This window comes from Herbaspirillum autotrophicum (genome assembly GCF_001189915.1).
GTDB classification, from domain to species: domain Bacteria; phylum Pseudomonadota; class Gammaproteobacteria; order Burkholderiales; family Burkholderiaceae_D; genus Herbaspirillum; species Herbaspirillum autotrophicum.
Genome location: NZ_LFLS01000015.1, coordinates 39,572 through 56,507, shown reverse-complemented (window position 1 = coordinate 56,507; position 16,936 = coordinate 39,572). Strand labels below are relative to the sequence as shown.

Annotated in this window: 16 protein-coding genes; 7 read left to right on the top strand and 9 right to left on the bottom strand. The window is 58.0% G+C overall.

Going from position 1 to position 16,936, the window contains the following annotated elements; genetic code table 11:
• Positions 1-10: 10 nt before the first annotated feature.
• The 8 genes from AKL27_RS13270 to AKL27_RS13235 form a co-directional block, all read right to left on the bottom strand.
• Entirely contained in the window at positions 11-883 is an 873-nt protein-coding gene (locus AKL27_RS13270) for a branched-chain amino acid ABC transporter permease (RefSeq protein WP_050463315.1), read from the bottom strand.
• An 18-nt stretch (positions 884-901) separates the two neighbouring features.
• The gene (locus AKL27_RS13265) at positions 902-2,032 is read right to left on the bottom strand and encodes an ABC transporter substrate-binding protein (protein WP_050463314.1); all 1,131 of its coding nucleotides are present in this window, start codon (positions 2,030-2,032) and stop codon (positions 902-904) included.
• A gap of 79 nt (positions 2,033-2,111) precedes the next feature.
• On the bottom strand, positions 2,112-2,903 hold the full coding sequence (locus tag AKL27_RS13260; RefSeq protein ID WP_050463313.1) for an enoyl-CoA hydratase-related protein: 792 nt from the start codon (positions 2,901-2,903) through the stop codon (positions 2,112-2,114).
• Between the two features lie 32 nt (positions 2,904-2,935).
• Positions 2,936-4,069 carry an ABC transporter substrate-binding protein gene (locus AKL27_RS13255; protein WP_050463312.1) on the bottom strand — a complete coding sequence of 378 codons (1,134 nt, stop codon included), beginning with the start codon at positions 4,067-4,069 and terminating at the stop codon, positions 2,936-2,938.
• A gap of 59 nt (positions 4,070-4,128) precedes the next feature.
• Positions 4,129-4,767 carry a DUF4286 family protein gene (locus AKL27_RS13250; protein ID WP_050463311.1) on the bottom strand — a complete coding sequence of 213 codons (639 nt, stop codon included), beginning with the start codon at positions 4,765-4,767 and terminating at the stop codon, positions 4,129-4,131.
• A 65-nt stretch (positions 4,768-4,832) separates the two neighbouring features.
• The gene (locus AKL27_RS13245; protein WP_050463310.1) at positions 4,833-5,612 is read right to left on the bottom strand and encodes a citryl-CoA lyase; all 780 of its coding nucleotides are present in this window, start codon (positions 5,610-5,612) and stop codon (positions 4,833-4,835) included.
• A 44-nt stretch (positions 5,613-5,656) separates the two neighbouring features.
• Entirely contained in the window at positions 5,657-6,529 is an 873-nt protein-coding gene (locus tag AKL27_RS13240; protein WP_050463309.1) for a MaoC/PaaZ C-terminal domain-containing protein, read from the bottom strand.
• A gap of 58 nt (positions 6,530-6,587) precedes the next feature.
• Positions 6,588-7,508: an SDR family NAD(P)-dependent oxidoreductase gene (locus AKL27_RS13235; protein WP_050463385.1), complete on the bottom strand. Its 921-nt coding sequence runs from the start codon at positions 7,506-7,508 to the stop codon at positions 6,588-6,590.
• Between the two features lie 595 nt (positions 7,509-8,103).
• Here AKL27_RS13235 and AKL27_RS13230 point away from each other — a divergent pair.
• The 4 genes from AKL27_RS13230 to AKL27_RS13215 all read left to right on the top strand — a co-directional run bounded on the left by AKL27_RS13230 (position 8,104) and on the right by AKL27_RS13215 (position 12,250).
• Positions 8,104-9,003, top strand: a complete 900-nt coding sequence (locus AKL27_RS13230) for an IclR family transcriptional regulator (RefSeq protein ID WP_050463308.1) — start codon at positions 8,104-8,106, stop codon at positions 9,001-9,003.
• Between the two features lie 9 nt (positions 9,004-9,012).
• Positions 9,013-9,888 carry an IclR family transcriptional regulator gene (locus AKL27_RS13225; RefSeq protein ID WP_083439025.1) on the top strand — a complete coding sequence of 292 codons (876 nt, stop codon included), beginning with the start codon at positions 9,013-9,015 and terminating at the stop codon, positions 9,886-9,888.
• Between the two features lie 237 nt (positions 9,889-10,125).
• Positions 10,126-11,364 carry a serine hydrolase domain-containing protein gene (locus AKL27_RS13220; RefSeq protein WP_083439024.1) on the top strand — a complete coding sequence of 413 codons (1,239 nt, stop codon included), beginning with the start codon at positions 10,126-10,128 and terminating at the stop codon, positions 11,362-11,364.
• 385 nt (positions 11,365-11,749) lie between these two features.
• Positions 11,750-12,250: a DUF3761 domain-containing protein gene (locus AKL27_RS13215; RefSeq protein ID WP_408609770.1), complete on the top strand. Its 501-nt coding sequence runs from the start codon at positions 11,750-11,752 to the stop codon at positions 12,248-12,250.
• Between the two features lie 77 nt (positions 12,251-12,327).
• Here the strand turns inward: AKL27_RS13215 and AKL27_RS13210 are convergent, their stop codons facing one another.
• The gene (locus tag AKL27_RS13210; RefSeq protein WP_198155957.1) at positions 12,328-15,648 is read right to left on the bottom strand and encodes an EAL domain-containing protein; all 3,321 of its coding nucleotides are present in this window, start codon (positions 15,646-15,648) and stop codon (positions 12,328-12,330) included.
• A 32-nt stretch (positions 15,649-15,680) separates the two neighbouring features.
• Here AKL27_RS13210 and AKL27_RS13205 point away from each other — a divergent pair, with 32 nt between their 5' ends.
• The 3 genes from AKL27_RS13205 to AKL27_RS13200 are packed head-to-tail and all read left to right on the top strand — an operon-like array spanning position 15,681 to position 16,904.
• A complete protein-coding gene (locus tag AKL27_RS13205; protein WP_050463306.1) occupies positions 15,681-15,893 on the top strand; it encodes a hypothetical protein in 213 nt (70 codons plus the stop codon).
• Complete coding sequence (locus tag AKL27_RS27745; protein ID WP_157056917.1) at positions 15,890-16,042, top strand: hypothetical protein; 153 nt, start codon at positions 15,890-15,892, stop codon at positions 16,040-16,042. The genes AKL27_RS13205 and AKL27_RS27745 overlap by 4 nt, the downstream gene beginning before the upstream one ends.
• A 37-nt stretch (positions 16,043-16,079) precedes the next feature.
• Positions 16,080-16,904, top strand: a complete 825-nt coding sequence (locus AKL27_RS13200) for a class I SAM-dependent methyltransferase (protein WP_050463305.1) — start codon at positions 16,080-16,082, stop codon at positions 16,902-16,904.
• The last annotated feature ends 32 nt before the right edge of the window (positions 16,905-16,936 follow it).

Sequence of the window (16,936 nt, the reverse complement as noted above, 5' to 3'; positions counted from 1 at the left end):
ATTGGTGGCCTCAGGAAGTAACCGCGCGACCGAAAAATCCGGAAGGTCGGAACAGTATGAACAGGAACAACACGATGAAGGTCACCGCCTCGCTCCATTGCGGCTCGAAATACAGTAGCGCCAGGTTCTCCGCCATGCCCAGCAACAGACCGGCACAAGCGGCGCCGCGCAGGCTGCCGACACCGCCGACGATAGTGGCAGCCAGACTGATCAGCATGACATGGTGACCGATGGCCGGATTGAGGCCGGCGCTGGCTGCCGACAGAATCGCCGCCGGCACCACCAGCAAGGAGCCGAGCGCGAACACGATGGTCGACAAGCGCCGCGGGCTCAACCCATACGCGCGGATCAGTTCGGTGTTTTCTGACAAGGCACGCAATCCCATGCCGACATGCGTGCGCATCAGGAATACCTGCAAGCCCCAGAAGAACAGCGCGGCGACCACGATGGCAATCCCGGACAGCGGCGAGACAAACAATCCGGATGCCACTTCAATGCTGCGGCTGAGCGGCGTCGCCACCGATACGAAGCTGCGACCGAAGATGATGCCGATCAGATTTTGCACCACGATGCCGATCCCGAACGAGGCCACGAACACGGTAAAGAACGAGCCTTCATGTGCCTGAATCGGTGCGTACACGAAGCGGTCCAGCAACACGCCGAACAGCACCGCCGCCAGTGTTGCCGCCAGAATTGCCAGCACCCAGTGCAGTTGCGCTACCGAGTACAGGTAATAAAACACATAGGCGGCAATCGTGAACGTGGAACCATGGGCAAAGTGAAATACCTTGGTCGAACCGAATATCAATGAAAAGCCGACTGCGATGAGCGCATACAGCGCGCCCACCTGCAAGCCATTGATCAGAAGCTGTAGTAGCAGCATGGGACTCGCCTCTTCGCGTTATTTCGTATTCGCGGCGCTGACGATCTTGCCGCCTTTGCCGTCGATTTCATTGATTTGCATCGGCATCACTACCGTACCGTTGTCAGTAAAGGTCACCTTGCCGCCGACCAGATCGAACGATTTGCTTTCGATACGCTGTGCCAACAGGTTGTCACCGGTAACCGGTTTGCCCTTCTTTTGCAATTGCTCGGCCAGCAAGGCGAACAGGCGTACCGCGTTGTAATAGTTGGCGATATACGCGGTCGGCATCTTGTTGTATTTTTTCTTGTAATCATCCACAAAGCGCTTGGTCACCGGATCATGCGAATTCCAGTCCATGAACTGCGTGGTGTACAGCGAACCCAATGCTTCCGGCTGGGTATTGATTTCCGGCACCGAGAACGCGGTATAGCTGGCCAGCAATTGCTTGACGCCGTTGTCGCGGAATTGCTTGACGATCTGCAACTGTTGCGAGCCATACGACGCGATGTAGACCACATCCGGATTGGCCGCCCGCACCCGGGCGGCAATGCCGCCGAATTGCTGCGCCGTGGCCGGCACCGACAAGGCTTCCACCAGTTGACCGCCGGCGCCCGGCAAGCTGGTTTCCATTTCCTTGCGGATCGCCTGCCCGAGCGGATCATCGATATATACCAGCACAAAGCGTTTCAGTTTGCGCTCGTTGACCAGATAAGGAATGATCGCGCGCACTTCATAATTGGCCAGCGGAATGATGTTCCAAAAATACGGACCAAGCTCGGCCAGATCGGGACCGACACCGCCGCCATTGACGGCAACCGTTTTGGTACGTCCGGCTACCGTGGAAATCGCTTTCGAGACACCGGTAAAAGCCGACAGGACATACGGCACCTTTTGTACATTGACCAGTTTGTTCATGCCGATCACGCCCTGCTGCGGCAAGGCCTGACTGTCTTCGTACTGGATCGACAGTTTGCCGCCCAGCAGATTGTCGGCATTGATGTGATCCCGCGCCAGGTTGGCGCCGGAGCTGAAAATGTCGCCATACGACGCATTCAGTCCGCTCATCGGAAACAAGGCGCCGATGGTAACGTCAGCCGCATGTGCCGGCATGGCAGAGACGGCGCCGGCCATCAGCGCCGCAGCGAAAATTCTTTTTAATATAGACATGTTTATCTCCTGCATTATGTTTTAAGAAATTTGTCCGTCATTGCTCTCTGCTTGCTGCCATTTCCTTGCGGCGACGCATTCAACTGCCGCGAAACAGCGGTGCCCGCTTTTCGCGAAAGGCTGCCGCTCCTTCCTGGTAATCGTCGCTGTAACCGAGTGCCCGTTGCGACTGCAATTCCAGTTCCAGTTGCTGCGCCAGACTGTTATCGGCTGCCGCATAGATCGCCAGTTTTGTCAGCCCCAGCGCCTTGGTGGCGGAACCCGCCAGTTGCGCGATCAGCAATTCGGCTTCCGCCTGGAATTCCTCATCTTCCACGCAGCGCCAGATCAAGCCCCAGGCCGCCGCCTGCTCCGCACTCAGTTTGTGATTGAGCATGCTCAGCCCGATGGCACGCGCCGTTCCCACCAGTTGCGGCAAGAATTGCGTGGCACCGGCATCGGGCATTAAGCCAAGCTTGGTGAATCCTTGTAAAAAATAAGCGGACTTGCTGGCGATCACGATGTCACACGCCAGCGCCAGCGTGGAACCGACACCTGCCGCCACGCCATTGAGGGCACACACTACCGGCACCGGCAGCGCGCGCAACTTCAATACCAGTGGTTTGTAATACCGTTCCAGCGACAGGCCAAGATCACGCCGGCTGCCGTCGGCCGGCGGCGTGCGGTCGGTCTGATCCTGGCCGGCACAAAAGGCGCGACCGCTGCCGCTGAAGACCAGTACCCGCAGCGCCGGGTCATGCTCGACACCGGCAATGGCCGCCGCAATCTCTTCATGCATGCCATCGCTCAGGCTGTTGAGCCGCTGCGGCCGGTTCAGCGTGATGCGCGCCACGCCACCGGTGAAAGAAAACAGGATGCCTGCGTCGTTCATATGTACTCCATGTCCCATGATGGAATCTGCGCTCAAGGTGCGGCTGACACCGTTACCAGCCGGCCACCCTTGCCATCGACTTCATTGATTTGCATCGGCGCAGTGATGGTGCCGTTATCGGCGAAGCTGACCTTGCCGCCCACGAAGTCAAAACGCTTGCTCTGCTTGCGCTGTTCCAGCAAGGTATCGCCGGTCACCGGCTTGCCCTGCTTTTGCAAATCGTGCGCCAGCAACCCGAACAGGCGCACCGCGTTGTAGTAATTCGCCATGTAAGTGGTCGGCAGCTTTTTGTACTTTTTGCGGTAATCATCGACAAAGCGCCTGGTGACCGGATCGCTGGAATTCCAGTCGATGTTTTGCGAGGTGTACAACGCGCCGCGCGCTTCCGGCAAGGCATCGATCTCGGGCACCGAGAAGCCGGTATAGCTCACCAGTTGCTGGGTAATGCCGTTGTCGCGGAATTGTTTGACGATCTGCAATTGCTGTGCGCCGTAAGAAATGATGTAGACCGCATCGGCCTTGGCGCTGCGCACACGGGCGGCGATGCTGCTGAATTGCTGGATGGTCGGCGGTACCGACAACACATCCACCAGTTGCCCGCCGGCAGCCGGGACCGCAGTTTCCAGTTCTTTCTTGATGGCCTGACCGAGCGGGTCATCGACATACACCAGCACGATCCGCTTCAGGCCACGCTCCTTGACCAGGTACGGCACCATGGCGCGCACTTCGAAATTGGCCAACGGAATCACGTTCCAGAAGTATGGCCCGAGTGTCGCCAGATCGGGACCGATGGCACCGCCATTGGCCACGACCGTATGCGTGCGCTGGGCAACACCAGAAATCGCTTTCGAGACCCCGGTGAATGCCGTCAGCACATACGGTACTTTTTCCACATTGACCAGCTTGTTCATGCCGATCACGCCCTGCTGCGGCAAGCCCTGACTGTCTTCGTATTTGATCACCAGTTTGTCGGACAACAACTTGTCGGCATTGATATGTTCCACCGCCAGATTGGCGCCAGCCAGAAACGTATCACCGAATGAGGCGTTCGGCCCGCTCAGCGGAAAGGCCGCGCCGATGTGAATTTCTTCGGCCACTGCCGCCGTCGGCGCGTATTGGCACAACAGCGCCAGCACCAATGCTGGCAAATATTTTTTCAGGATCATGATTGCTCTCTGTCTCGTTATCGTTATTCTCTGCAGCAGGTAATTACGGGGCCGGCACCTCAGCTCACCACTTGCGGCGTACCGGTGGCGCGATAGCTGTCGCTGACGATATTGCTCAGACCGGCACTGCGCAACGCCGCCTGGCGGCTTTCGATGAAGTCATTCCACGCCGTCTGTGCCGGCCCGTCTGCCGTGGCGAAGTCATACACTTCCAGATAGCGGGCATCGGCGGCAACATTTTCAAAACAGCGCACCGCCACGCAACCCGGCACGTTGAGGGCATCAGCGGCACCGGCGGTCACACGCGCAGTGTCAACACTGCCACTCACCTGCGCGGTCAGGGTGAACAGACTTCCCTCATGCGTGGCAGGAAATGCGCCTTGCGCAAACAGGCGGCGATAGTTGCGGCGCACGCGATTTTCGCCATAAAACTCTTGCATGCGGCACGACCATGGCGTTTGATGCGACAACAGTCGCTGAAAGCCCGGCCCCGGCTCCACCTGCTCGTCGCGGGTTTCGTAAAACACCAGATACTTGGGCAACCGTGCCGCCGAAAAATAGCGCCGGCCGCTGGCCACGCCATCAATTGCGCACACCTCCGCCACATGCTCCATTTCGTACCAGGCGTTGAACTCTTCTTCACGCGACTCGGCCACATGCAGCCAGACCGCAATCATTCCATTGGCATTTCTGTCCATGATGTCTCCTGTCTGATTTTTCTATTTTTTATCGTTAAATCTTGCGGCTTGGCGCAAGAGCTTACCTACTTGCGCAAATGCGCGCTGGCCTCGTCTTCAATCCGGTGCCAGATCTCGTGCGCCATGGGCGTTTCCGACTCTTCCAGAATATGACCGACCAGACCGATGGCGCGCGCCATGACACCGAAGCCGCGCACGATCTTCCAGGGGAACCCGAATTCGCAGCAAATCGCACCGATGGCGCCGGTGGCGTTGATCGGCAACACCTTGCCGGAAGCACGCTCGGCTTCCGCCCCGATCAATTCCATCAATGCGATGTAACGACCTTTCATGCCATTGTCGGCAGCGATCTGGAACAGACGCGGCGTGCGCGGATCAATCGGCTTGTGCAGCGGATGACCGATGCCGGGAATAATCTGTTTGCGGTCACGGAAAACCGCCACGGTGCGCCTGGCGATATCGGCCAGATCGGCATCCGGGCCAGCGCCGTCCAGCGCTTCATACAACATTTTGGCAGCGCCTTCCGTGGTGCCGACAAACACCGTTCCGAGCCCGCACAAGCCGGCAGCGACGGCGCCTTGCAAGGATTCCGGCGCACCGGCATAGGTCAGCCGGGCAACCAGCGCGCTGGGAGTAATGCCATGCTCGACCAACGTGATCAACATCGCATTGAAGACCCGCGACTGATTGCCGGTAGCGGTCTTGCCGGTCAATTGAAAGTAGGCGAAGTCGCCCAGATTCATGTGCCCCAGAATCTCGTTCGGCAAATCCTTGCCGCGTACCGTGATGCGATCCGGCGTACTGAAACCGATATCCGAACGAATCACTGCTGTCTTGCTTGTCATGGTTCTGTCTCCGAAAATGCGTTGAATCAATCTGGTGTGCAGCTTCAGGCGGCGATATCCGCGCTGCCGTTGCTCAATACAATCTGATCGCGTTCCAGCACGCGCGAGCGGAACAAAGCCCGTCCGCCTTCGCGCCAGATTTCCGTGCGGATCGTTTCGCCCGGAAAAACCGGTGCCGAAAATCGGGTCTGCAATGACTGCAATCGCTCCGGCCGGTAATCGCAGCAGCTTTTCAGGATCGCGTGGCAGGCCACGCCATAGGTGCCGAGGCCATGCAGAATCGGGCGCGCAAAGCCGGCGGCGCAGGCGACCGCCGGGTCGGCATGCAAAGGGTTCATGTCACTCGACAGGCGATACAACAACGCCATCTCCGGCCGGGTCGGCAAGTCGCAGATCTGATCTGCCGCCCGCGCCGGCATGGCAGCCGACTGTACCGGCAAGACATCACTGGGCTGACCTTGTTCGCTGAAGCCGCCTTCACCACGACAAAACGAAATCTGCTCTACCGTTGCCAAAGTGACGCCGCTTTTCTGATCCACCACCTTGCGCTCCACCACGACCAATGCACCTTTATCTGCGCCCTTGTCGACCACCGCCATGACCCGCGACCGGCCGACCACGATGCCGCTGCTCGGCAAGCACTGGTGCAGCCGTACCTTTTGCTCGCCATGTACCACCTTGAGCAAATTGATACCCGACTCCGGATTGCCCATCCACAAACCGGGATGCGCCAAAATCACCGCCATGCTGGGAAATGCCTGCAAGCCCTTTTCATAGACAAAGCGCAATTCATTGCCATCCGTGGAATTTTTCCCGAGGCCGAGCGCGAGCGCATACAGCATCGTGTCTTTTTCGGTATAGCGGTGTTCCTGTTCGGGAAACACCCAGTTCTTCAGTTTGAAATAATCAATGGCCATGTCGGTTCCGTTGCGATGCTGAATGCTGCTGATCCTGATGCTGCGTGCCCCACCGCGTTCACACCGGGTCCCAGCTGAATACGTCGGCCGAGCGGTCAAATGCCACAAAGTTCTTTTGCAGTGCCGGCATCGCATGTTCGGCAATGCTTTCCGGCGTCCAGCCTTCGGAGCGGTGTACCGAACGCAACGGACGCGGCTGACTCATCAGGAAAATTTCATTGTTGCGTACCGTGAATACCTGGGCGTTGACATCGCGCGCAGCATCACTGGCGAGATACACCGCCAGCGGCGCGATCTTGGCCGGCGTCATCAGCTTGATCTTGTCGACGCGCGCCTGCTGGGCGGCGTCATTGACCGGAATCGAACTGATCATGCGGCTCCAGGCAAACGGCGCGATGCAGTTGGAGCGCACATTGAAGCGTTGCATATCCAGCGCAATCGATTTCGACAAGGCCGTCAGTCCCAGTTTGGCCGCTGAATAATTGGCCTGCGCCAGATTGCCGATCAACCCCGAAGTAGAAGTCATGTGCACGAATGCGCCGCTGGCCTGTTCCTTGAAATGCAGCGCAGCCGCCTTGCTCATGAAATAGGCGCCATACAAATGCACCTTGAGCACGGCATCCCATTCGTCGCTGCTCATCTTGTGAAACAGGCTGTCGCGCAGGATGCCGGCATTGTTGACCACGCAATCGACACGTCCGAACGTATCGATTGCGGTTTCCACGATACGTGCTGCGCTGCCGGCTTCCGACACGCTGTCGGTATTGGCTGCCGCCTGTCCGCCGGCGGCGATGATCTCGTCCGCCACCTGTTGCGCCGGCCCGGCACTCAGCCCCTCGCCGCTCAGCGAGGCACCGATATCGTTGACGACCACGCGTGCACCGTGCTGCGCCATCGCCAATGCAATGTCGCGACCGATACCGCCTCCGGCGCCGGTGACCACGACTACTTTTCCTTCTGCGATTCTACGAATTGTCATGCTGATGTCCTTGATCCTGAATCCGGTTGCCATTTGCGGCGACTGATTGCTGTTGCGATAAAAATGGGCAACACGTTGATGGCGTTGCCGGGATTCCGCTGCGCTGTGGCGAACGGTACTGCGCGTGGTCTGGCACGGCTGGAACGACGTTGGGAGGTATAGTCTGAAAACGCCGATGGGGTGTCAATAGACCGGAAAATAGTGTTCCGTACATCGAAACCTTGTTATCCGTCAGATGCCTGTTTGCGCCTATCGTCACCGGGCATGGCAACGCGCAATGCACGGCCCTGCTCAAAAAATGTGCTGATGCAGCATGCTTTCCCGCTACAGCCGGGCCAGAGCGGATCACCGCTATTTCCGGCAGGTCTCTGCAACGGCAAAAACGACGCGTAAACATTTCTCTGCCAACATCGCTTGCGAGATGCGGTTCCAAAGTACGGAACAGTGTTTGATGTTAGATTGACGTCATGCATCGGCTGCTGCAAGGTTCCCGGCAACAGACCATGACCACAGAAAAATCAGACGTATCACAGACCGTAAAAACGGCGGGTACGCAGCAGGAGACCAACATGCAGTTTTCGATGTCGCGCACCACATGAACCGGCCCGCTGAAACTGGCCCGGCAAGCGCACGCGCCAAGGCAGCAGTACGCAAGGCGGCGGTGCGACCGGTAGAGGTGCGCATCGTATTGCGCGCACCTCGCACGCCCTATCGCGAACACGCGGCCGACAACAGCAAACTGATCGCGCCGATTGAACGCGGCTTTGCGGTACTCGACGCGTTCCTTGAGCAGGAACAGTGGCTGGCCAATCAGGATATTGCCGAACGCACCGGGATTCCGAAAGCCACGGTATCGCGCCTGACACGCACGCTGACCGAACTCGGTTATCTGACCCATTCGGAAACCTTGAGGAAATACCGGCTGGCATCTGCCGTGCTCGACCTTGGTTACGCCGCCATGGCCGACGCCGATGTGGTATCGCTGGCGCGACCTTCGATGCAAGACTTCGCCGACGACAACGGTGTGTTCGTGGCACTGGCCGGACGCGATGGTCTCGACATGATCCTGTTTGAAAATTGTCACAGCGCGGCTACGCTGGCCACCATCGCCCTCGGCGTCGGCGAACATATGCCGATTGCCGCCTCACCGCTGGGATGGGCATTGCTGGCCGGCTTGCCGGAAGCCGAGCAAGCTTATCTGCTGGATCGCATGCGACCACATCACAAACGTGATCGCTGGATGTTGCTGCGCCAGCGCATCGCCGAAGCTGCGGCGCAGGTTGCCGCCAAAGGCTATTGCGCCTCCACTGGCGACTGGGGTGCCGACATTACCGTGGTGGCAGCGCCGCTGAACATTCCGGGACGCCTGCCGATGGCGCTGGTATGCGCCGGCTCGCCGCGACTGACGCCACGTACCAAGCTGGATGAACAATTGGGACGCAAGCTGGTGACGCTGATCGGCCAACTCAAAAAACGGGCTGCGGCTCAGATTTAAGGACGCACCATGAAAGCCGCAGCAGCCAGCAATATCCGCAAACAATCTGCCACCGGCAATCACGAAGGACCAGAACGTTTTTCGGTGCGCGATCAGGATGCGGCTCCCGGCAGCAGTACTTCGACCCACACACTGGAACGCGCACTCGGCGTACTCAAGGCATTTCGCGGCAGCCCCAAACCCTTGGCGCATGCCGAGCTGGTGCGCCGCACCGGCTACTCCAAGGCCTCGATCTCGCGCGTGGCGGCAACGCTGGTAGCGCTCGGTTATCTCGACCGGGCGCCGGACGGCGTTCGCTTTCAGATCGGCGTGCGCGGTTTGCGCATCGGCCATCGCTATCTGTCCAACAGTCCGATCACGCGTCTGGCAAAGCCGATCATGCAAGCCATGGCCGATCATCACAACATGTCGGTCGGACTGGCGGTGGCCAATCAGCTCGACATGATTTACATCGAATATTGCAACAGCAGCAGTATCGCCACCTTGCGCCTGGGCGTCGGCCGCACGGTACCGATGGAATTGAGCGCCATCGGCAGAACCTATGTCTGGGTCCAGCCACCTGCCCGCCGTCAGCGTCTGCTGTTCGACATCCTGAAAAAAATCGGCGTGCACGGACCGGCAGTGGTGGCCAAAATGGAAGAGGCCTTCGAAGATCTCGATCAGTATGGTTACTGCATGGCCGCCGGCGAATATCAGCGCGATACCTTCGCCGTCAGTGTGCCGGTTTTTCTCGGTGACCCGCCGGTGCCGATGGCGCTCAATTGCAGTGCCGTATCGTATGTGCCGGATGTGGAAAATATCAGAAAGATGTTGGTGCCGGCCTTGCAAAACACCGCCGAGAAATTGAAGAATGCACTGGCGTCCATCGACAGCACCTTGTTCTGAACAGGCGTTCACGCAGCAATACACGCCGGCATGAACATCATTTTCGCAAATACGCCGGCCGGGTTCCTGCCATCCGGGAATTTTCCGGCGCGATGACCGCCCGGCGTTAAGTATCTTCCACAATTTCCCCACGACAATCCTGCTGATAAGCTTGCGGGTCGTTTCGATTGCTCGCAGATGGACACAAGAAGCAACCTGACGATATCAAGACACCAATAACAAACCCGGAGATCATGCATGTCTTATCGCAACACACCATTTCATTTGAAAAAACTCGGCGTCGTCGTCGCCATGACCTTGTCCGCCAATCTGGCCTGTGCCAAAGAGCCGGTAGTCAATGTACACGCGGCCGAAAAAATCGGCACCGTCCAGCAAGTCTATGACGGCGCCCTGTTCCCGGATGTACAGGTCAATACCTTCCGCAATATCGACCGCCTGTTTTCCACCCGCGTCGTACCGAATGGCGGCAAGGTGTTTCCGCTGCCCGCCGGCGACAAGCCGCTGAAGAACTTCAAGTTCAGCTCGGGCGGCAAGGATTACGACCTGTACGATTATGTTTCGCTCAATCGCGTCAGCGGCCTGCTGGTGATCAAGGATGGCAAGATCGCATTCGAGAACTATGAACTCGGCAACAACGAGAAGACGCGCTGGATGTCGATGTCGGTGGTCAAGTCGATCACGGCAACGCTGATCGGTGCCGCCATCAAGGATGGTCATATCAAGAGCATCGATGATCCGATCATCAACTACCTGCCGCAACTCAAGGGCAGCGCCTACGACGGCGTGTCGGTACGCAACCTGTTGCAGATGGCTTCCGGCGTCAACTGGAATGAAACCTATACCGATCCGAAATCGGATCGCCGGCGCATGCTGGAAGTGCAAAATGCACAGGTTCCCGGCGGCGTGCTGGAACTGATGTCCAAGCTGCCGCGCGCAGCAGCGCCAGGTACCCGCTGGAACTACAGCACCGGCGAAACCCAGGTCGCAGGTGCGCTGGTACGCGCCGCTACCGGCAAGCCGGTGGCGCAATATCTGTCGGAACGGATCTGGGGCAAGTTCGGCATGGAGTCCGATGCCACCTGGTGGCTGGAATCGCCGGATGGTCTGGAAGTCGGCGGCAGCGGCTTGTCGGCCACGTTGCGTGACTATGGTCGGTTCGGCATGTTCCTGCTGGGCGGCGGCAAAGCCGGCGGCGAACAGATCTTGCCGGATGGCTGGGTCAAGGAAGCCGGCAGCCCGAAAATGGTGGATGGCAAACTGGTGAACTACGGCTACATGCTGTGGCCGATCCCGAATGCAGCCGGCACCATCAATGAAGGCGCCTTCGAAGCACGCGGCATTTTCGGTCAGCACATTTACATGAACCCGAAAGAGAATGTCGTGATCGTGGTCTGGAGTGCATTGCCGAAACCGACCGGTAAAGCAACCGTCGGCGACAATGACTTCTTCGCAGCCACGACTCAGGCAGTACGCTAAGCGTCATCCAACGCACGCTGGACTGTCCCTGACAAGCCGGCGTGCGTTGTACCCATCCCATTCGGCATCTCTTCCACGCACGTCGCGCAGATTTCTGACTGCTGTCAATTCACAACACTGAAGTCGCTTTTGCCACGTCGCCATGCGCGCCGGCACAAGAGAATTGTTACAAGACTTTGCTACGGCCCCCCGCCGACGCCACAAAAAAATCCGCAAAACCATGCGCAGCATACATTTCAGGCATATGCTGGAAACCGATGCACGAACTTGCATCGACTTCAATTCGTTTTATTTCATTGTCAAAAAAGCTATACACTCGATCCTGTTTTACCCGCGGCACAGCTTCATACCCACCTTCGACCCTCAGGAGAAATACATGAACAAGATCTTCGCCTCGACGTTGTGCGCCACACTGCTGGCCTCATTCAGCTGTCTGGCAAGCGCCGCACCGCCAGCCGATGCTCCGGCCGGCACCACAGGATTGTGCAAGGACGGCAGCTACTATTCCGGCGCCGAGAAAAAAGGCGCCTGCCGCGGCCATAAAGGCGTGAAAGACTGGTACGCCGACAGCACCACCAAAGCCGCCGCACCTGCTGCTGCCAGCCCGGCACCGGCGGCAGCCGCTCCGGCCGCGGCACCGGCACCGGCAACAGCGATGACCAAAAGCGCACCCGCTGCGGCACCAGCCAAATCCGCTGCCACCCCTGCCGCTGCTGCCGCACTTGGCGGCGGCGCCGGTAAAGTCTGGGTCAATGCTTCCACCAAGGTCTATCATTGCCAGGGCGACAAATGGTATGGCAAGACCAAGCAAGGCGAATACATGAGTGAAGCCGATGCCAAAGCCAAGGGCTTCCATGGCGACCACGGCAAGACCTGCCAGTCCTGATCCGGTGCCGGCACTGCGCAACGCGGTGCCGGCAATAGCGATTGCATGACCGGCAACACCGGCCACGGGCCGCTTGATCAGACTTCCGGCCCACCCATCTTTGGCAGCAAATCCGGCCGACTCAAAAAGTGGCCGAACTCCTTGGCCGGCAATGGCCGGCTGAACAGGTATCCCTGATTTTCATCGCACTCCAGCGCACGCAGAATTGCCAGTTGCTCGAATGTCTCGACGCCTTCCGCAATCACCGACAGTTTCAGCGAACGCGCCATTGCCACAATCGCCGTCACGATGGCGACATCACTTTCATCTGACATCAGGCCCTTGACGAACGACTGATCAATCTTGAGTACATTGACCGGCAATTGCTTGAGATACGCCAGACTGGAATAGCCGGTACCAAAATCATCCACCGCCAGCCGGATACCCATTTCAGAAATTTGCGTCAACAAACCGATGGCACCGGAATCCTTGTCCATGAACGATCCTTCGGTCACTTCCAGCTCCAGCAAATCGGCGCCGAGTCCGGCATCGTTCAATATGGTCGCGATGATCTGCAACAGTCCCTTCTGATGCAACTGGCGCGGCGACAGATTGACCGCCATCATCAGCGGCCCGTACGATTGCCATTGGCGCGCCTGTTCGCATGCGGTTCGCAACACCCACTCACCGATGGGAACAATCAGGCCGCTCTCTTCGGCCAGTGGAATGAAGCGCGCCGGCGATACAAATCCCAGTTCCTTGCTATGCCACCGCACCAACGCTTCGGCGCCGACAATACTGCCGGTCAGCATGGAGACCTTGGGCTGGTAGTGCACGACCAGTTCATTCTTTTCGATGGCCGAGCGCAACAGATTGCGCATTTCAAGCCGGTCGATGACGCGCGTATGCATATCTGCCGAATAATAGCTGTGCGTATTGCGCCCCAGCGCTTTGGCCGCATACATGGCGATATCGGCGTTGCGCAGCAGCGTCTCCCCATCCCGGGCATCTTCGGGGAACCGACTGATGCCGATGCTGCTGCTGATCACGATTTCCTGACCGGCAATACTGAACGGCGTCATGAAACGTTTCTTGATCTCATCGGTAATGACGGTCAGCGCTTCCGGGTCAAGCGCCTGCTCCAGCACCAGCACGAATTCGTCACCGCCGACGCGCGCCACCGTATCGTCGTTATGCACAACCTGCCTGAGCAAGGCAGCGACGTCGCGCAACAATTCGTCGCCGGTGAAATGCCCCAGCGTATCGTTGATTTCCTTGAAGCCGTCAAGATCGATATACAACACACTCAAACCCTGCCCCGCCCCGGCGGCCCGTTCCAGCGAAGCATTCAGGCTGGTCATCAACAGATGGCGATTGGGCAGACCGGTCAAACCGTCATGCGTGGCAAGATAGATCAACCGTTCTTCCGCCTTGCGTTGTTCGGTAATGTCTTCCGAAATTCCCAGCAGGTATTTGACGTCGCCATTGGCATCCGTCAGGCGCAAGCGTTTGGTCTGGACCAGTTTGATCTTGCCATCCACGGTCGTGATCTGCGATTCGGTCACCAGCACCGGCTGCGTACAATTGAGTGCATCAAGATCGCGCTGCACCATACCCCGGGCCTGTTCCGGCGCAAAGATTTCAGCATCGGTTTTGCCGATATAGTCGACATTCTCCAGTCCGAGAAACTTTTCGCCCGCCGGATTGATGCTGACGAAACGCAAATCGGCGGCTTCCTTGACGAACACCATGCTCGGAATATTGTTGATGACCAGCCCGAGAAACTCGCGACTGCGGCGCACTTCGAGCATCGCCCGCGCGGCAGCGATACCGAACGCCACGTCGTTGGCGGTTGCCGTCAGCAATTGAATTTCTTCCGTACCAAAGGCATCCGGATCAATCGAGAAGATGCCCAGCGCACCAATCACATCTTCCCCGACCTTGATCGGCAATCCAATTGCCGCAGCGAAACCGCTGCTGGCTGCGGCCAGTCGCCACGGCGCATCGTTGAGCGGCGTTTGCAGGTTGTGCATCACCTGCGGTTTGCCGAATCTGACGGCGTTGGCGACCGGTCCCATTTCCGTCTCCGGCGAATCTTTGCGCAGATGTTCAAAAGCGGTCAGCATTTCGCTGGTGGCGCCGTCATGCGCCTGCACCCTGAACATCCGGCTGCCAAATTTGTCACTGTAACCAAACCAGGCCAGCTGATAGCCACCGGTCTGACGCACAACCTGACAGATATCATTGAGCAGCGTCTGTTCGTTTTCGGCCCGCAGTATGGCGCCATTGGTGGCACTGCGCATGGCTTGCACGCGATTGAGACGTTGCAGGCTGTCGTGCTGGATTTGCAACTGGTTGGCCATTTCATCAAAGCTGCGCGCCAGCTCACCGACTTCGCCGCCGCTTTTGGCCAGACCGGTGCGCGCATTCATATCGCCGGCACCAAGCAAGGCCGCAGTCCGGGTCAAGACGCCGATAGGCTTCAGCACCAGCCATGAGCTGAGCCACCATGCCGCCGTCATTGCCAGCAATGCGGCCAGCGCCAGCAGCAGAAAATTCCAGGCGGTGCGGTACTCCACCACGGCCAGTGAATCGCCCTGCGGGATGCCGACCCGCAGAAAATACATGCCGGTGACGTCCGATGAAAACACCGGCAAATAAGTCGTGGTGCGCATCACCCCGTCGCGCCACATTTCACTCGCGGTATAGCGGCTGTTCTCGTTGACGCGGGCGCGTATCCGGTTCCATTCCAGCAATCTCTTGCCGACATATTTCTGCCCTGGCGCCGAGGCGATGATGACGCCGTCGCTGTCGCTCACCGTCGCCGCCACTTTATCCAGGTGCCGGCTGCTGGCGCTGCCGCGCTTGAACGAATCGTTGAACCAGGAAAAATTGACGACCAGACCCAGTACCCGCGTAACTTCACCGCGCACATCAAGCACCGGCAACGCGAACACCACCACCGGCTCGCCGCTGTTGTCATTGTGTTGCACATCTCCCACCGCGAATGCCTTGCGCGCCATTACCCGTCCGAAGTAGGAACGGTTTGCCAGATTCAGGGACACTGGCAATTCGATGCCAGAGCAAACAACGTTACCGCTGCGGTCGGCGACAAAGATGTTGTCGTAGTAATAGTCGGTCTTCAGTGTCAGGGCCAGAAAGGCATTGCAGCCGGCGCCCTCGTTTTTGATTTCGGCGATCTTCGCCAGATTTTCCAGATAGCGCTTGGGCTCTGGTCCTGCTTCCTTGGAATGCATGGAAATCCGGTAAGCCAGATTTTCAGCTTCTTCATGCAGATTTTTCTTCTCGGCTGCGTAATCGCGAAATCCTTGCAGCGTAAGTAAAACAATGGCGGGCAATAAAGATACTGCAACCAACAACATCAATCTGGTACGCAGACTGACTACGTGAGACTTCATGCGCATGAGTTTCTTGCCTCTCCACAACCAGCTTGATTCTGGGTTACGTCTGCCAACAATATTGTTTTAAATATAACGTAGAAAAACCGGACTTCGGATTGGAATTTTTGCGCCTGCGCGAGACTTTTCCACAGCACAATATTGACCTGCGAAAAGATACGCAGCGTCTCGCCATGCAAATCGTTATGCAGACTGGCATGCAGCCGGAATCAGCGAAAGTGCGTGGCGCATCGGAATCAAAATGACGGCTGCGGGCGGTCTCAAAAACCGTTTTATTCTCACCACATTTCTGCGCTCCGGAAAAAAAACGGCGGCGCCGTATCGAACCGGAAAACGCTGGCGTGCCGTTGTGTCGCGGCAATTTGTTGCCGCCAATGAAAAGGCACTGCCATGACAAGGTATCATTCGGTAATTCGAATTCAGGCCACATCATGTTGATCAAAAGAAAATCCATCGAAGCGCAAGCCAACAGCAAGGCTGGCCCCGGGCGCAAGGAGCGCGAACCGGCAGCACCCAAAGCGCCGCGCAAACCGAAATTCGCACCGGTCACGCTGTCCGAACAGGAAGGCGTGCGGTACCTGCATTTCGGTACCGAATGGGTTCAGGGTGCAATGCGTCTGCGCAAGCCGGACTGGATCGAACTCGAATATGCACAACAAATGATGAGCTGGATGCTGTTTCAGCAGCATCCGCATCACATCGTGCAATTGGGATTGGGGACCGGCGCCTTGACCAAATTCTGCTACCGCCAGTTTCCGCAGGCGCAAGTGACGGCGGTTGAATTGAATCCGTCAGTCATCGCCATCTGCAACAGCATGTTCAAATTGCCGCCGGAAGACGAACGTCTGACGATACTGGAAGCCGATGCCATGGACTTCATCACCGATCCCGCCATCCACGGCGGCATCGATGCATTGCAGGCCGATCTGTACGATGCCACCGCGCGCGGTCCGGTACTCGACACGCCGGAATTCTATCGGGCCTGCCGCGACAGCCTCAGCCCGTCCGGTGTACTGACCGTGAACCTGTTCGGCGATCACCCCAGCTACACCAAGAATCTGAAAGCCATGCGCTTTGCTTTCGATCAGGTAATCTGTTTGCCGGAAGTACACGATGGCAATGTGGTGGCCCTGGCATTCAAACAGGCGCCGGAGATCGACTTTACGGCACTCTATGCACGCGCCGCTGAAATCCAGAGTGCCACCAGGCTGCCGGCGAAGTCGTGGGTCAACGGCATCAAGGCCGCTTGCGCCTGACGCCGGTCAACGGCGGCCATCACCATCAATGC

Bases quoted from the DNA above. Each gene is read 5' to 3' on its own strand.
- AKL27_RS27745 (WP_157056917.1), top strand. From the start codon at position 15,890: ATGACGGCTGCGGGCGGTCTCAAAAACCGTTTTATTCTCACCACATTT.
- AKL27_RS13260 (WP_050463313.1), bottom strand. From the start codon at position 2,903: ATGAACGACGCAGGCATCCTGTTTTCTTTCACCGGTGGCGTGGCGCGC.
- AKL27_RS13225 (WP_083439025.1), top strand. From the start codon at position 9,013: ATGAAAGCCGCAGCAGCCAGCAATATCCGCAAACAATCTGCCACCGGC.
- AKL27_RS13250 (WP_050463311.1), bottom strand. From the start codon at position 4,767: ATGGACAGAAATGCCAATGGAATGATTGCGGTCTGGCTGCATGTGGCC.
- AKL27_RS13255 (WP_050463312.1), bottom strand. From the start codon at position 4,069: ATGATCCTGAAAAAATATTTGCCAGCATTGGTGCTGGCGCTGTTGTGC.
- AKL27_RS13235 (WP_050463385.1), bottom strand. From the start codon at position 7,508: ATGACAATTCGTAGAATCGCAGAAGGAAAAGTAGTCGTGGTCACCGGC.
- AKL27_RS13200 (WP_050463305.1), top strand. From the start codon at position 16,080: ATGTTGATCAAAAGAAAATCCATCGAAGCGCAAGCCAACAGCAAGGCT.
- AKL27_RS13270 (WP_050463315.1), bottom strand. From the start codon at position 883: ATGCTGCTACTACAGCTTCTGATCAATGGCTTGCAGGTGGGCGCGCTG.
- AKL27_RS13220 (WP_083439024.1), top strand. From the start codon at position 10,126: ATGTCTTATCGCAACACACCATTTCATTTGAAAAAACTCGGCGTCGTC.
- AKL27_RS13210 (WP_198155957.1), bottom strand. From the start codon at position 15,648: ATGAAGTCTCACGTAGTCAGTCTGCGTACCAGATTGATGTTGTTGGTT.
- AKL27_RS13230 (WP_050463308.1), top strand. From the start codon at position 8,104: ATGAACCGGCCCGCTGAAACTGGCCCGGCAAGCGCACGCGCCAAGGCA.
- AKL27_RS13245 (WP_050463310.1), bottom strand. From the start codon at position 5,612: ATGACAAGCAAGACAGCAGTGATTCGTTCGGATATCGGTTTCAGTACG.
- AKL27_RS13240 (WP_050463309.1), bottom strand. From the start codon at position 6,529: ATGGCCATTGATTATTTCAAACTGAAGAACTGGGTGTTTCCCGAACAG.
- AKL27_RS13265 (WP_050463314.1), bottom strand. From the start codon at position 2,032: ATGTCTATATTAAAAAGAATTTTCGCTGCGGCGCTGATGGCCGGCGCC.